Genomic DNA, 14,909 nt, shown 5'->3' with positions numbered 1-14,909 from the left:
GGGTGCCTGTATCGTCGCGCGAAGCTGAGCAAGATCCTTGGTGGGTATGAGAAAAGTTCTGGATAGCCTGTCACCCACCCGTTGGCCCGCCTGCTACCTGGTCGGTACTCAACTAGACTTTTGATAGTTGGGGGTGTGAGGTGGGTTATGCGCTACTCGAAAATCAGGCCATTTCTATGGTGGGCAGGCGCCCTGCAGTTTTTCGCGATCCTGGCCGCCATCGAGCACCGGGCATGGGACGTTGTGTTCATTTGCCTGATGGTGATTGCGGTAGGGATATGGTTCGCCAGGGACGCTCAGCGGCTGGAGGCTCACAAGCAGCCAAGCATGAGATAGACAAGCGGCACGATGTGGAATGGGAATTGCTCCTTCCCTGAAAAACTGGGGATTTGGGGGCAGTGTGATGACTCAGAACGACTTCCACTACATGATCTTCGTTGTAGCTGCTGTACTGGTCCTGACGGCGGTGGCGTCCTGGGTGTTTCTTGAGGCCATCAGCTGAACCCATCCCTGGGGCCAGCCTTACCCCGAACCGGGCCCGGGGCTCACCCCGAAGGGTGATGGTCGGCACCCAAGCCCCGTGCAAGAATCCCAGCCACAACAACCCTGGCACGGGACCACGACAATGAGCAAAGACCGGCTGAAATCGCCCGACTGGTACGCGCAGATGGCCCGTGTCGTCGACGCCCAGGGTTCGCCGGGCTTCGTCGAGGCACTGTTTGCCGCACTCAAGCTGATTGCTCCGTGCCAGGCCATCACCGTGTTCCTCTACCCGCGCAAGGGGTTGCCGTCGGCGCTGTTCGAAAAGGACGAGGAAGGCCCGTGGCTGCCGGAAGGCAATATCCAGAAGTACCTCGAAGGCTATTACCTGCTGTGCCCGTTCTACCGGGCCTGCATGGACGGCATCGCCCCCGGTTGCTATCGCCTCAGCGATGTCGCCCCCGACCATTTCAAGCGCAGCGAGTATTACCTGGCGTTCTACCAACACGCCCACCTGGAAGACGAACTCAACTTCATCGTGCCGCTCGACGAGCACCTGACCATCGCCGTGGCCCTGGCCAGCACGCGCCGCCTGGACCGCCAGCAGGTCAATGACCTCAAGTGCGTGGCGCCGTGGGTGGTGGCCACGGTGCGGCGGCAATGGAGCCACCTGGATGTCGATGCCCTGGGCGGGCGCTTCGAGAGTGCCCTGGGCCGGCAGATCAACGCCGCGCTGAACAACTTCGGCTCTTCCTTGCTCACCGAGCGCGAGTGCCGCATCGCCCAGTACCTGCTGCGCGGCCACTCGACCCGTTCCCTGGCCGAGCGCCTGGGTATCAGTGAGGACACGGTCAAGACCCACCGCAAGAACCTCTACACCAAGCTCGATATCGCCAAGCAGTCCGAGCTGTTTTCGCTGTTCATCGACTCGCTGGCCCAGGCCCAGGAAGGCCTGAGCAAGGACCCGCTGGAAAGCTACCTGCGAAGGCGCTGAACGCGCCGTTTCACCCCACCCGATTTTCTACTGTCAGCGGTCTGGCAGGGCCAACTGCACGCCGCGTTTTACCCTGGAGAACAACAATGAACGCACCGTTCCAAGCCAAGCTGCAAGCCCAGCGCGACACCCGTGACTACCAGGCCGGCGACGCGGCCCACCACATTCACGCCTTCCTCGACCAGAAGGCGCTGAACGCCGAGGGGCCGCGCGTGATGGTCGGTGGCGAGCGCCTGCACCTGTGGGACAGCGACGGCAAGCGCTACCTGGACGGCATGTCGGGCCTGTGGTGCACCCAGCTCGGCTACGGCCGCAAGGACCTGACTGCCGCCGCCGCCGCGCAGATGGACCAGCTGGCCTACTACAACATGTTCTTCCACACCACCCACCCGGCGGTGATCGAGCTGTCCGAGCTGCTGTTCAGCCTGCTGCCGGGCCACTATAGCCACGCCATCTACACCAACTCCGGCTCCGAGGCCAACGAGGTGCTGATCCGCACCGTGCGCCGCTACTGGCAAGTGGTTGGCCAGCCGAGCAAGAAGGTCATGATCGGCCGTTGGAACGGCTACCACGGCTCGACCCTGGCGGCCACCGCGCTGGGGGGCATGAAGTTCATGCACGAAATGGGCGGCATGATCCCGGATGTGGCGCACATCGACGAGCCGTACTGGTACGCCGCCGGTGGTGACCTGACGCCGGCCGAGTTCGGCCGCCGCTGCGCCCTGCAACTGGAAGAGAAGATCCTCGAACTGGGGGCGGAGAACGTTGCCGGCTTCATCGCCGAGCCGTTCCAGGGCGCGGGCGGCATGATCTTCCCGCCGGAAAGCTACTGGCCGGAAATCCAGCGCATCTGCCGCCAATACGACGTGCTGCTGTGCGCCGATGAAGTGATCGGTGGCTTTGGCCGCACCGGCGAGTGGTTCGCCCACGAATACTTCGGCTTCGAGCCGGACACGCTGTCGATCGCCAAGGGCCTGACCTCGGGTTACGTGCCGATGGGTGGCCTGGTGCTGAGCAAGCGCATCGCCGAGGCACTGGTCGAGCGTGGCGGGGTGTTTGCCCACGGCCTGACCTATTCCGGGCACCCGGTGGCGGCGGCAGTGGCCATTGCCAATCTCAAGGCGCTGCGCGATGAAGGCATCGTGCGCCAGGTCAAGGAAGACACCGGGCCTTACCTGCAGCGCATCCTGCGCGAGGTGTTCGCCAACCACCCGCTGATTGGCCAGGTGCAGGGCGCCGGCCTGGTGGCGGCGCTGCAGTTCGCCGAGGACAAAGGCAGCCGCAAGCGTTATGCCAATGAGAACGACCTGGCCTGGCAGTGCCGTACTTATGGCTTTGAGGAAGGGGTGATCATTCGTTCGACCCTGGGGCGGATGATCATGGCGCCGGCTTTGGTGGCCAACCACAGCGAGCTGGATGAGCTGGTGGATAAGACCCGGATTGCGGTGGATCGCACCGCGCGCGGGTTGGGGTTGTTGTAAGGGTTGAGATTGCTGGGGCTGCGCAGCAGCCCCAGGCTTCACAAATATTCACAAAGTTTCAAATGAGACAAAATTGACTCATTAAGCCTCCAGAAATATCATTCGGGCCGTTTTTATCTATAGCTCGGGTGAATCATGAGCCACTTGCGTGCACTAGGAATGGCCAGCTACCTGGCCGCTGCCGTCGCTTTAGCCGGCTGCGGCGAGCAGGAAGCGCCACCGTCCGCCGCCAACACCACCGTTCCCGTCCAGACCGTCACGGTCGCCGCCGAACCCCTGGCCCTGGCCTCGACCTTGCCTGGTCGGGTCGAGCCCATGCGCGTGGCGGAAGTCCGCGCCCGGGTGGCCGGCATCGTCCTGCACAAACGCTTCGAAGAAGGCGCCGACGTCAAGGCCGGTGACGTGCTGTTCCAGATCGACCCGGCGCCGTTCAAGGCCGCACTGTCGCGCGCCGAAGCCGAACTGGCGCGGGCTCAGTCGGTGATGCTGGAGGCCCAGGCGCGGGTGCGCCGCTATCAGCCACTGGTGAAGATCGAAGCAGTCAGCCAACAGGACTTCGACAGCGCCAGCGCCGACCTGCGCAGCGGCCAGGCGGCCGTGCGTTCGGCCCAGGCCGATGTCGAGACGGCGCAGCTGAACCTCGGATACGCCACGGTCAAGGCACCGATCTCCGGCCGCATCGGCCGTGCCCTGATCACCGAAGGCGCCTTGGTCGGGCAGGGTGACGCCACGCTGATGGCGCGTATCCAGCAACTCGACCCGATCTACGTCGACTTCACCCAGTCCGCCGCCGATGCCCTGCGCCTGCGCCAGGCGCTCAAGGACGGCGCGCTGGCGGCAGGTGAGAACCCGGCCTTGACCGCTCGCGTGGAAGGTACCGATTACCAACGCCAGGGCACGCTGATGTTCACCGACGTTGCGGTCGACCGCGGTACCGGCCAGGTGACCCTGCGCGGGCGCTTCGACAACGCCGACGGCATCCTGCTGCCTGGCATGTATGTGCGCGTGCTGACGCCCCAGGGCACCGACAACCAGGCGATCCTGGTTCCGCAACGCGCCATCCAGCGCGGCAGCGACGGTGAAGCACGGGTGATGCTGGTCGGCAAGGGCGGCATCGCCGAGGCCCGCAGCGTGCGCACCGGTGCCATGCAGGGGGCCCGCTGGCAGGTCACCGAAGGCCTGCAGCCGGGCGACCAGGTGATCGTCGGCAGCCCGGCGGGCCTGGCTGCCGGCATGCCGGTGGCGCCGTCCCCGGCACTACAGGCCGCGGCGCGGTAAGGCGAGGGTAGCGAGATGTCCAAGTTCTTCATCAAACGGCCGAACTTTGCCTGGGTCATGGCGCTGTTCATTTCCCTGGGCGGGTTACTGGTGATGCCGCTGCTGCCGGTCGCCCAGTACCCCAACGTGGCACCGCCGCAGATCACCATCACCGCCACCTACCCGGGTGCTTCGGCCAAGGTGCTGGTGGAGTCGGTGACCAGCATCATCGAGGAGTCGCTCAACGGCGCCAGGAACCTGCTGTATTTCGAGTCCACCAACAACTCCAACGGCATGGCCGAGGTGGTGGTCACCTTCGAGCCGGGCACCAACCCGGAACTGGCCCAGGTGGACGTGCAGAACCGCCTGAAAAAGGCCGAGGCGCGCATGCCCCAGGCGGTGACCACCCAGGGCATCCAGGTCGAGCAGACCAGCGCAGGCTTCTTGCTGATCTACGCCCTGAACTACAAGGATGGCGCCGGCAAGGCCGACACCACGGCGCTGGGCGACTATGCCGCGCGTAACATCAACAACGAGCTACGCCGGGTGCCCGGTGTCGGCAAGCTGCAGTTCTTCTCCTCGGAAGCAGCCATGCGGGTGTGGGTCGACCCGCAGAAGCTGGTCGGCTATGGCCTGTCGATCGATGACGTGAGCAACGCCATCCGCGGGCAGAACGTGCAGGTGCCGGCCGGCAGCTTTGGCAGCGCGCCGGGCAGCAGCGAACAGGAACTGACCGCCACCTTGGCGGTGCAGGGCACCCTGGACGACCCGGAAGCCTTCGGTCGCGTGGTGCTGCGGGCCAACCTCGATGGCTCGCTGGTGCGCCTGGCCGATGTCGCGCGCCTGGAAATCGGCCTGGAGAGCTACAACTTCTCCTCGCGCCTGGACGGCAAGCCAGCGGTGGCCGGCGCGGTGCAACTGGCGCCCGGTGCCAATGCGCTGAAAACCGCCGAGCTGGTCAAGGAACGCCTGGCCGAGCTGAGCGAGTTCTTCCCCGAAGGCGTCGAGTATTCGGTGCCATACGACACGTCGCGCTTTGTCGACGTGGCCATCGAAAAGGTCATCCATACCTTGATCGAAGCCATGGTCCTGGTATTCCTGGTGATGTTCCTGTTCCTGCAGAACATCCGCTACACCCTGATCCCGTCGATCGTGGTGCCGGTGTGCCTGCTCGGCACGCTGATGGTGATGAAGTTGCTGGGCTTCTCGGTGAACATGATGACCATGTTCGGCATGGTGCTGGCCATCGGCATCCTGGTCGACGACGCCATCGTGGTGGTGGAGAACGTCGAGCGGATCATGGCCGAGGAGGGGCTGTCGCCGGTGCAGGCGACGATCAAGGCCATGGGCCAGGTGTCGGGGGCCATCATCGGTATAACCCTGGTGCTCTCGGCGGTGTTCCTGCCGCTGGCGTTCATGGCAGGCTCGGTGGGGGTGATCTACCAGCAGTTCTCGCTGTCGCTGGCAGTTTCCATTCTGTTTTCCGGCTTCCTGGCGCTGACCTTCACCCCAGCCCTGTGCGCCACGCTGCTCAAGCCGGTGGCCCCTGGGCACCACGAGAAACGTGGCTTCTTCGGCGCCTTCAACCGCAGCTTCGCCCGCCTGACCGAACGCTACTCGGGCATGAACAGCACCCTGGTCAAGCGCGCCGGGCGCTACATGCTGGTGTACGCCGGCATCCTGGCGATGCTCGGCTACTTCTACCTGCGCCTGCCGGAGTCGTTCGTACCGGTGGAAGACCAGGGCTATGCCATCGTCGACGTGCAACTGCCACCCGGTGCCAGCCGCGTGCGCACCGATGCCACCGGCCAGGCGCTGGAGCAGTTCCTGATGTCGCGCGAGGCGCTGGCCTCGGCGTTCATGGTCAGCGGCTTCAGCTTCTCGGGCATGGGTGAGAACGCCGCACTGGCGTTCCCCACCTACAAGGACTGGGCGGTGCGCGGCAAGGAGCAGTCAGTGGACGCCGAAACCGTCGCCATCAACGCGCAGTTCGCGGGCTATGGCGATGGCGCGATCATGGCGGTCAACCCGCCACCCATCGATGGCCTGGGCAATTCCGGCGGTTTTGCCTTGCGCCTGCTCGACCGTGGTGGCCTGGGCCGCGAAGCCCTGCTGGCAGCGCGTGACCAGTTGCTGGGCCAGGCCAACGGCAACCCGGTGATCCTCTACGCGATGATGGAAGGCCTGGCCGAGGCGCCGCAGCTGCGGGTCGCCATCGACCGCGAGCAGGCCCGCGCCCTGGGTGTGAGCTTCGAGGCCATCAACAACACCTTGGCCACCGCCTTCGGTTCGGCGGTGCTCAACGACTTCACCAATGCCGGCCGCCAGCAGCGCGTGGTGGTGCAGGCCGAGCAGGGCGAGCGGATGACCCCGGAAAGCGTGCTGCGCCTGTACGCACCGAACGCCGAGGGCCAGCAGGTGCCGTTCAGCAGTTTCGTCACCACCCGCTGGGAGGAGGGGCCGGTGCAGATCGTGCGCTACAACGGCTACCCGTCGATCCGCATCTCCGGCGACGCTGCGCCGGGCTACAGCACCGGCCAGGCCATGGCCGAGATGGAGCGCCTGGTCAGCGAGCTGCCGCCGGGTATCGGCTATGCCTGGACCGGCCTGTCGTACCAGGAAAAGGTCTCCAGCGGCCAGGCCACCAGCCTGTTCGCCCTGGCCATCCTGGTGGTGTTCCTGCTGCTGGTGGCGCTGTATGAAAGCTGGGCGATCCCGCTGACGGTGATGCTGATCGTGCCTATTGGTGCCTTGGGGGCGGTGCTCGCGGTGATGGTCACCGGCCTGCCCAACGATGTGTACTTCAAGGTCGGCCTGATCACCATCATCGGCCTGGCAGCGAAGAACGCGATCCTCATCGTCGAGTTCGCCAAGGAGCTCTGGGAGAAGGGCTACAGCCTGCGCGACGCCGCCATCGAGGCCGCGCGCCTGCGCTTCCGGCCGATCGTGATGACGTCCATGGCGTTCATCCTCGGTGTAGTGCCCCTGGCCATTGCCAGTGGCGCCGGCGCCGCCAGCCAGCGGGCCATCGGCACCGGGGTGATTGGCGGCATGCTCAGTGCCACCTTGCTGGGCGTGGTGTTCGTGCCGATCTGTTTTGTCTGGGTGCTGTCGCTGCTCAAGCGCAAGCCGGCGCCGCACGTTCAAGCTGCCGAGGTGACTGATGGTCATGCGTAATCTTGTGGTGCCGTTCGCCCTGGCCGTGCTGGCCAGCGGCTGCTCCCTGGCACCGACCTATGAGCGCCCCGAGGCGCCAGTGGCCAAGCACTGGCAAGACGGGGCAGGGCACGCGGGCCAGCAGGTGGACCAGCTGGACTGGCAGGCGTTCATCGTCGACCCGGCGTTGCGCCAGCTGGTTGGCACGGCGCTGGACAACAACCGTTCGCTGCGCCAGACCCTGCTCGATATCGAACAGGCCCGGGCGCAATACCGGATCCAGCGGGCCGACCGCGTGCCTGGCCTGAATGCCGGCGTGTCGGGCAATCGACAGCATGTGCCTGGCAGCCTCTCCAATGATGGACAACAGGGCGTGACAAGCACGTATCAAGTGGGCTTGTCGCTGCCGGAGTATGAAGTCGATCTGTTCGGCCGGGTGAAGAGCCTCAGCGATGCCGCGCTGGAGCAATACCTGGCCACCGAGGCAGCCGGCCGCGCCGCACGCATCGCCCTGATCGCCGAGGTCAGCCAGGCCTACCTGAGCCTGGACGGTGCCGAGCGGCGCCTGGCGCTGACCCGCCAGACCCTGGCCAGCCGCGAAGACTCGCTGGCGTTGATCGGCCAGCGCCGAGCGTCAGGCGCCGCGACCGCGCTGGACCACCAGGAAGCGCTGGGCCTGGTCGAGCAGGCCCGCGCCGAGCTTGAGAGCAACCTGCGCCAGCAACGCCAGGCGTATAACGCCCTGGTGTTGCTGGTCGGCAGCGCGGATGCCGGCATGGCCATACCGGCCGAACGCCAGGCTGCGCCGAGCGTGCTGCAGGATATTGCCCCTGGTACGCCATCGGCACTCCTGGAGCGACGTCCGGACATTCTCGCTGCCGAACATCAGCTGCGGGCGCGCAATGCCGACATCGGTGCAGCGCGCGCTGCGTTCTTCCCGCGCATCAGCCTGACCGGCAGCTTCGGCACGTCGAGCGCGCAGATGTCCGGCCTGTTCGACGGTGGTTCGCGCAGCTGGAGCTTCATGCCGCAGCTGTCGTTGCCGCTGTTCGATGCCGGGCGCAACCAGGCTGGGCTGAGCCTGGCCGAGGCGCGCAAGGATTCGGCGGTGGCGGCGTATGAGGGGACGATCCAATCGGCGTTCCGCGAGGTGGCCGATGCCTTGGCGGCAACCGATACGCTACGCCGCGAGGAAGTAGCGCGGCGGGCGCTGGCCGATACCAGCCGGGCGACCCTGGCCTTGGCCAAGGCACGTTATGAAGGCGGGATCGACAGCCACCTGCGCTACCTGGATGCGCAGCGCAGCGATTTCGTGAATGAGGCGGCTTACATCAAGGCAAGTACCCAGCGCCAGCTGGCGTTGGTCGACCTGTTCCGCGCCCTGGGCGGCGGGTGGCCGGCACGCGGCTGAGCAAAGGCTCCTTTGGTTGGATGATCCAACCGCGTTGGCCCTTGGGACTTGTGCCCAGGGGCCTTTTTTGTGTCAGGGCTGCTTGCCCGCGAAGAATCCAGCACCAAATTCAAGATGGGGTCAGGGCCCCATGCAGGAACAATTGTTCCAGCGCCACCGCCGAATTGGCACTGGCCGCTCGCCCACGCCGCTCGGCATCGACCATGCCGTAGATCTGGGTGATGAACATCTCGGTAAACACCGCCGCGCTGATGTCGATACGCAACACGCCCAACTGCTGGGCACGCAGGAAGAACGCATCCATCGCGCGGGTATAGGTCAGCCAACGGCGGTCCTCACTGTCACCCAGCAGGGTATCGGGCCGGTACTGGAACATCAGGAACACCAGCATTTCACGATGCTTGAGGTGTTCGGCGATCAGGTGGCGCACGGCGTCCAGCGGTTCGGTGGTGGTCAGCGCGGCATTGCTGATGACCTGGTTGAGCACCTGTTCGCCGTGGTTCTCGAGCATGGCCACCAGGTTGTCGCGGGTGCCGCAGAAACGGTGCAGGGTGGCCTTGCTGACGCCAGCGGTCTCGGCCAGTTCCTTGAGGGTCGCGCGGGGGTGGACCACGATGGCGTGGGCCAGGGCCTTGAGCAGGCGTTCGTCTTGGGGCGTGGGGTGCATCGCGGGGCCTCGCATGGGTGGCATGCTTGGCATTGTGCAGGAAATGGGAGGGGGATCAAGCCTTGGCGTCTCATTTGAGACATTTTTGTTTCTGTGCCGGCCTCTTCGCGGCTGAAGCCGCTCCTACAGGGACTGCACCGGCCTGGAAGGCAGCACAAATCCTGTGGGAGCGGCTTTAGCCGCGAATGGCCCTTACAGGCTGATGATCAATGCGGCCCGCGTGGAATGGTCTTGAGCAGGTCTTCCGGGCTGATGTGCCCCACCACCTGAGCCACCGCGCTACCCGGCGTCGGCAGGTCGATGATGTGGTTCTTCATCTTGCCGATCACATGCATTTCGCACGGCTTGCAGTCGAACTTCAGGGTCAGCACTTCATCGCCCTGGATCAGCTGCATCGGCGCCACCTTGGTGCGCACGCCGGTCACGCCCTTGGCCTGCTTGGGGCACAGGTTGAACGAGAAGCGCAGGCAGTGCTTGGTGATCATCACCGGCACTTCGCCGTGTTCCTCATGGGCTTCATACGCCGCGTCGATCAGCTGCACGCCATGGCGGTGGTAGAAGTCGCGGGCCTTCTGGTTGTAGACGTTGGCCAGGAACGACAGGTGCGACTCCGGATACACCGGTGGCGGCGTGGTCTCGGCTTTGCGCCCGCCACGTGGGTGCGCCTTCACGCGTGCCTCGGTCAGCGCCTCGATGGCTTCACGGCGCAGGGCCTTGAGCTGCGAGTTGGGGATGAAGAACGCCTGCGGCGCATCCAGCTCGATGCGGTTGGCATGGTACATCGTGGTGCCCAGCTGGCCGAGCAGGTCGTGCAACTGGTCCAGTGCCTGCTGTGGCTTGTTGGCAGCGCCGAAGGGGCCGTCCAGTGCCACCTGCACGCTGACGCCTTCCTCACTGCTGAGGGTCAGCATCAGGCGCTGTTCGCGCAGCACCGCGTGCCATTCCACGCCCACGCGGCGCTCCGACGAAGTGCGCTGCAGGGCCTGCTGCCAGTTGTGGTCGAGGTTGCGCGACAGCGGGTGGTTCGGCCGCAGCTTGTGCAGGCCTTCCGGCATCTCGTTGGGCTCGACGCGGTAGCGGTAGCGCTTCTGGCCGTCTTCCTCGAACTCGCCACGCGGCTCGGCGATGTTGGCGCGGAAGCCCACCACCTCACGCTTGACCAGTACGTTGAGGCCGTCGCCGTTGGTCAGCGGCACCTCGGTGACTACCTGCATGTCGCGCTTGCCGACCTTTTCCACCACACCCACGGCCAGGCCGGTGAAGGTTGGCGAGTCGAAGGCACCGATGTCGACCTTGCGGTCGGTGACGAAGTAGTCGGTGCTGCCGCGGTGGAAGGTCTTGTCCGGGTCGGGCAGGAAGAAGTGCTCGGTACGCCCGCTGGAGGCGCGAGCCAGCTCCGGGCGTCCTTCGAGGATGGCGTCGAGCTCCTTGCGGTAGTGGGCGGTGATGTTCTTCACATAGCCCATGTCCTTGTAGCGGCCCTCGATCTTGAACGAGCGCACGCCGGCATCGACCAGGTCGGCCAGGTTGGCGGTCTGGTTGTTGTCTTTCATCGACAGCAGGTGCTTCTCGAACGCCACCACGCGGCCCTGGTCGTCCTTGAGGGTGTACGGCAGGCGGCAGGCCTGGGAGCAGTCACCACGGTTGGCGCTGCGCCCGGTCTGGGCGTGGGAGATGTTGCACTGGCCGGAGAAGGCCACGCACAGCGCACCGTGGATGAAGAACTCGATGGCCGCGTCGGTTTCGCTGGCGATGGCGCGGATCTGCTGCAGGTTCAGCTCGCGGGCCAGAACCAGCTGGGAGAAACCGGCCTGGTCGAGGAACTTGGCCCGCTCCAGGGTGCGGATGTCGGTCTGGGTGCTGGCATGCAGCTCGATGGGCGGGATATCCAGCTCCATCACCCCCAGGTCCTGCACGATCAGCGCGTCGACGCCAGCGTCGTAGAGCTGGTGGATCAGCTTGCGCGCCGGTTCCAGTTCGTTGTCGTGGAGGATGGTGTTGATGGTGGTGAACACGCGTGCATGGTAGCGATGGGCGAACTCGACCAGTTCGGCGATATCGCTGACTTCGTTGCAGGCGTTGTGGCGCGCGCCGAAGCTCGGGCCGCCGATGTAGATGGCATCAGCGCCGTGCAGGATCGCTTCGCGGGCGATGGCCACGTCACGGGCAGGGCTGAGCAGTTCCAGGTGATTCTTTGGAAGGGACATGTCGTTATAGGTTCGGGCTGTCACGGTTTAGGGCGGCATTGTAGCGGGGAATGGGGCGGGTGGCATCTTTGAGTGCCCAGAGGTGTGCAGCCAGGCCCGGCCCTTTCGCGGGTAAACCCGCGAAGGGCTGCAAAGCAGCCCCAAAGGCTCAGAACTGGTATTCCAGCCCAGCCCCGGCATACCAGGACCTGCCCGGCGCCGCCTCGTAGTACCGACCATTACCATCGCCGACAATCACCGAGCCCACATACTGGCGGTCCAGCAAGTTGTCCAGGCGCACCAGCTGGTGGAACGTCCAAGGCCCGACCTGCTGCTGGAACTGCGTTCGCCAGTTGAACATCGCATAACCCGGCGCCGCGTGCTGGTCATTGGTGTCCTCGACATACACCTTGCTGCGGTACTGCCCTTCGAGCCCCATGCTGATGCCGTCACGCGGCTTCCACACCAGCTCGCCAAACAGGCTGCTGCGCGGCACGCCGGGCAGCTGGTTGCCCTTGTCGATGGTCGTGGTGCCCTGGGTGAAGGCTTCGTCATAGGTGGCATCGAGCAGGGTATAGGCCAGGTTGGCCTGCCACTGCGGGCTCAGTTCACGCTGCACGCTCAGCTCGAAGCCACGGCGCAGGGTCTTGCCGGCGTTGCGGTAGCTGGTGCGGCCATCGGTCGAAGCCGCGACCACGATCTCGTCTTTGGTACGGATCTCGAAGATCGCCGCATTGATCCGCGTGCGCTCGTCCGGGCGCATCTTCAGGCCCAGTTCGTACTGGGTGCTGGTGGCCGGTTCCAGGCCGAAGTTGAAGCCCTCCAGTGCCCCGGGGGCATAGGCCATCTCGGCCTGGGTCGGAGTTTCGAAGCCCTGGCCGGCGCTGATGTAGCCATGCAGGTCGGGGGTAAAGGCGTACATGACCGACAAGGTCGGCGTGGTGTGCTGGTATTTTTTCGAACCGCTGGCATCGCCGTTGGCCAGGAAGTGATCGTCCACCTCCATCTCCATGCTGCTGTGGCGCAGGCCGGCATCCACGGTCCAGCGGTCCAGTTCCCAGTGGGCCTGCACATACGGATCGAGGCTGGTGGCGGTGTCTTTTTCATCCCGGCGCAGGTCGCCTTTCACGCCCAGCGTGTCGCCGCTGAAGTTCTGGAAGCCACGGCGGTCATCGCGGCTGCGGTCGTAGTCGGCACCGAAGGTCAGGGTCAGGTTGCCGGGGGCGGCGCTCACCGGCTGGATCCAGCGCAGGGTGCCACCGTGGAATTCACGGTCGAAGTCGACCACGCCGCCACCGCGTTCATTGGCCGGGTTCGGTAACTTGGCTCCGTTCGCTGTGGTTATCGTCTTTGGGATCGACAGGTACTGGATGACGCTGCGCTTGCCCGCATACAGGTTGAACTGCAGGGTCGCCTCGCCGAAATAACGCTCGTAGTTCATGCCCAGCTGCTGGTGGTGGATGCTCTTGCGCGTGTCGTACTCCTCGGCGCGCGCCGCCACCGAGCGTGGGTCGTGCTTGTAGGCGTCCCAGGTCTGGCCCAGCGGGTCTTCGGTACCGTTCTGCTCCAGGGTGCTGAAAATCAGCGCCAGGCGGCTGTCTTCGTCCGGCTTGACGTGCACCTTGGCGAAGGTCTGGTCGCGGCGGGCGGCGCTGTGGTCGCGGTAGCCGTCGGTGTCCATGCGCGAGGCATCGACCAGGAAGCCGGCCTGCTCGCTGCCGCCTTCGCTGTAGACGTGATTCTTGTTGAAACCGTCGCTGCCGAAGGTGGTTTCGGCGCCCACCTTGGGCGGGCCTGCGCCATCGCGGGAGAACATCTGGATCACGCCACCGGCATTGCTGCCGTACAGGGCGGAGGCCGGGCCGCGCAGCACTTCGATGCGGTCCGCCACGTCCAGGTTCAACGAGGCCGCCTGGCCCTGGCCATCCGGGGTACTGGCCGGGATGCCGTCGCTGAGCAGCTTGATGCCACGGATGCCGAAGGCCGAGCGGGCGCCATAGCCACGCGAGGAAATCTGCAGGTCCTGGGCGTAGTTCTGGCGGTTCTGCACCACCAGGCCAGGTACGCGGTTGAGCGCTTCCGACAGGTTGACGCCGAGCTGGCCATCGGCGATCTGCTCACGGCTGACGGTGTCGATGGAATAGGGCAGGTCGAAGCTCGGGTTCGGCGCGTAGGTGCCGGTGACCACCACCGGTTCCAGCAGGTTGAAGGTGGTGGCAGGTTCGGCCTGGGCGAGCGGGGACAGGCCCAGGCTGGGCAGCAGGGCGATCAGGGCCTTGCGGCGAAAAGGGGGGTAATACATGCAGCTTCCTGCTTGAGGATTGAAATAGCCGGGGTCGCGTTGCGGCCCTTCGCAGGCAAGCCCCTGCTATGCCACGGTGAACTCGGTTTTAGCCTTTGGCGGCCATGGCGGTAACTTCCACACGCATCTCAGGGTAGGCCAACGCCGCCACACCCACCGCCGCACGCACCGGCCACGGTTTGCTGAAGAAGCGCTGGTACACCTCATTGAACGCGGCGCGGTCGGCCATGTCGGTGAGGTAGATGGTCAGGTGCATCACCTTGTCCATGCCGCTGCCGGCTTTTTCCAGGGCGACTTTCAACGCCTGCAGGGTGAGCTCGCTTTGCTCGACGATCCCGTTGAGCACCAGGTTGCCCTCGGCATCGGTTGGGATCTGGGTAGTGACCAGGATGCCGTTGAACTCGGCGACGTCGGAGGAGATCGACTCGGCGTCGGAATCCGGGGTGTAGATGATGTTTGCCATGGGATGCTTTTGCCTTGCGACGGAAGGGGAAGATTCACGCGTCTTTCGGTCGCTAGGATAAACGTGACAGGCCGAGGAACCAACCGATTGTGAAAAGTCCTGCCACCCAGCAATGCGCGGCAGAGTGGGCTGGCCATGCGTATTCACCGACCCGCCCACCGACACTGCTTCATCTGATCACTTTTTCAGCTTGACATCGGTTGCGTAAATTTTTCCATTCTTTTCCGTGGTTTTGTATTCTACCTTTACGTCGTTTTTTAAAGCCAATTGCTTCACTTCCTCAGTCGTCAGAATGGCATCATCCTCTTCACCGTCATGTTCGATGAATCCCGATCTGATTTTGTCATTGAACATCTTGACGATTCCTACTTTCACATCACTCATGGTTTGAACTCCTGATAAAAATAATGCCAGTGTGGCCACACAAGGCTAACCAATCGAACTGAACGTTTACACTGTTAGTTTTAACAGTTGCCGGTTGCTGAACACTGTGCAACAACCGGCGGCTTGCG

Annotated in this window: 10 protein-coding genes; 5 read left to right on the top strand and 5 right to left on the bottom strand. The window is 64.6% G+C overall.

What is annotated here, in order from left to right:
- Nucleotides 1-625: 625 nt before the first annotated feature.
- The 5 genes from ACIPZ8_RS26375 (at nt 626) to ACIPZ8_RS26355 (ending at nt 8,779) form a co-directional block, all read left to right on the top strand.
- Complete coding sequence (locus ACIPZ8_RS26375; protein ID WP_085678937.1) at nt 626-1,474, top strand: helix-turn-helix transcriptional regulator; 849 nt, start codon at nt 626-628, stop codon at nt 1,472-1,474.
- Between the two features lie 86 nt (nt 1,475-1,560).
- Nucleotides 1,561-2,955, top strand: coding sequence for an aspartate aminotransferase family protein (locus ACIPZ8_RS26370; protein WP_400729663.1), 1,395 nt, complete (start codon nt 1,561-1,563; stop codon nt 2,953-2,955).
- A gap of 135 nt (nt 2,956-3,090) precedes the next feature.
- Nucleotides 3,091-4,233 carry a MexC family multidrug efflux RND transporter periplasmic adaptor subunit gene (locus ACIPZ8_RS26365; protein WP_400729661.1) on the top strand — a complete coding sequence of 381 codons (1,143 nt, stop codon included), beginning with the start codon at nt 3,091-3,093 and terminating at the stop codon, nt 4,231-4,233.
- Nucleotides 4,234-4,248: 15 nt separating this feature from the next.
- Nucleotides 4,249-7,389, top strand: a complete 3,141-nt coding sequence (locus ACIPZ8_RS26360; protein ID WP_400729658.1) for a multidrug efflux RND transporter permease subunit — start codon at nt 4,249-4,251, stop codon at nt 7,387-7,389.
- The gene (locus tag ACIPZ8_RS26355) at nt 7,376-8,779 is read left to right on the top strand and encodes an efflux transporter outer membrane subunit (RefSeq protein ID WP_400729655.1); all 1,404 of its coding nucleotides are present in this window, start codon (nt 7,376-7,378) and stop codon (nt 8,777-8,779) included. The genes ACIPZ8_RS26360 and ACIPZ8_RS26355 overlap by 14 nt, the downstream gene beginning before the upstream one ends.
- 109 nt (nt 8,780-8,888) lie before the next feature.
- On the opposite strand, the gene ACIPZ8_RS26350 is transcribed toward ACIPZ8_RS26355, so the two are convergent.
- From ACIPZ8_RS26350 to ACIPZ8_RS26330, 5 genes are all read right to left on the bottom strand, one after another.
- Nucleotides 8,889-9,446: a TetR/AcrR family transcriptional regulator gene (locus ACIPZ8_RS26350; protein WP_400729729.1), complete on the bottom strand. Its 558-nt coding sequence runs from the start codon at nt 9,444-9,446 to the stop codon at nt 8,889-8,891.
- A 206-nt stretch (nt 9,447-9,652) separates the two neighbouring features.
- A complete protein-coding gene (locus ACIPZ8_RS26345; protein ID WP_103447254.1) occupies nt 9,653-11,653 on the bottom strand; it encodes a U32 family peptidase in 2,001 nt (666 codons plus the stop codon).
- A 148-nt stretch (nt 11,654-11,801) separates the two neighbouring features.
- On the bottom strand, nt 11,802-13,934 hold the full coding sequence (locus ACIPZ8_RS26340; RefSeq protein WP_400729652.1) for a TonB-dependent receptor family protein: 2,133 nt from the start codon (nt 13,932-13,934) through the stop codon (nt 11,802-11,804).
- A gap of 88 nt (nt 13,935-14,022) precedes the next feature.
- Nucleotides 14,023-14,397 (bottom strand): RidA family protein, encoded by a 375-nt coding sequence (locus ACIPZ8_RS26335; protein ID WP_400729649.1) that lies wholly within the window; start codon nt 14,395-14,397, stop codon nt 14,023-14,025.
- A 177-nt stretch (nt 14,398-14,574) separates the two neighbouring features.
- Nucleotides 14,575-14,781: a cold shock domain-containing protein gene (locus ACIPZ8_RS26330; protein WP_400729647.1), complete on the bottom strand. Its 207-nt coding sequence runs from the start codon at nt 14,779-14,781 to the stop codon at nt 14,575-14,577.
- Between the last annotated feature and the right edge of the window lie 128 nt (nt 14,782-14,909).

Origin of the sequence: Pseudomonas sp. NPDC089422 (assembly GCF_044749405.1) — a bacterium.
Lineage (GTDB): Bacteria > Pseudomonadota > Gammaproteobacteria > Pseudomonadales > Pseudomonadaceae > Aquipseudomonas.
The sequence above is the reverse complement of the archived record's forward strand: the minus strand, read 5'-3'. Positions and strand labels throughout refer to the sequence as shown.

Coding starts and splice junctions, on each gene's coding strand:
- ACIPZ8_RS26375 (WP_085678937.1), top strand. CDS start 626: ATGAGCAAAGACCGGCTGAAATCGCCCGACTGGTACGCGCAGATGGCC.
- ACIPZ8_RS26370 (WP_400729663.1), top strand. CDS start 1,561: ATGAACGCACCGTTCCAAGCCAAGCTGCAAGCCCAGCGCGACACCCGT.
- ACIPZ8_RS26365 (WP_400729661.1), top strand. CDS start 3,091: ATGAGCCACTTGCGTGCACTAGGAATGGCCAGCTACCTGGCCGCTGCC.
- ACIPZ8_RS26360 (WP_400729658.1), top strand. CDS start 4,249: ATGTCCAAGTTCTTCATCAAACGGCCGAACTTTGCCTGGGTCATGGCG.
- ACIPZ8_RS26355 (WP_400729655.1), top strand. CDS start 7,376: ATGGTCATGCGTAATCTTGTGGTGCCGTTCGCCCTGGCCGTGCTGGCC.
- ACIPZ8_RS26350 (WP_400729729.1), bottom strand. CDS start 9,446: ATGCACCCCACGCCCCAAGACGAACGCCTGCTCAAGGCCCTGGCCCAC.
- ACIPZ8_RS26345 (WP_103447254.1), bottom strand. CDS start 11,653: ATGTCCCTTCCAAAGAATCACCTGGAACTGCTCAGCCCTGCCCGTGAC.
- ACIPZ8_RS26340 (WP_400729652.1), bottom strand. CDS start 13,934: ATGTATTACCCCCCTTTTCGCCGCAAGGCCCTGATCGCCCTGCTGCCC.
- ACIPZ8_RS26335 (WP_400729649.1), bottom strand. CDS start 14,397: ATGGCAAACATCATCTACACCCCGGATTCCGACGCCGAGTCGATCTCC.
- ACIPZ8_RS26330 (WP_400729647.1), bottom strand. CDS start 14,781: ATGAGTGATGTGAAAGTAGGAATCGTCAAGATGTTCAATGACAAAATC.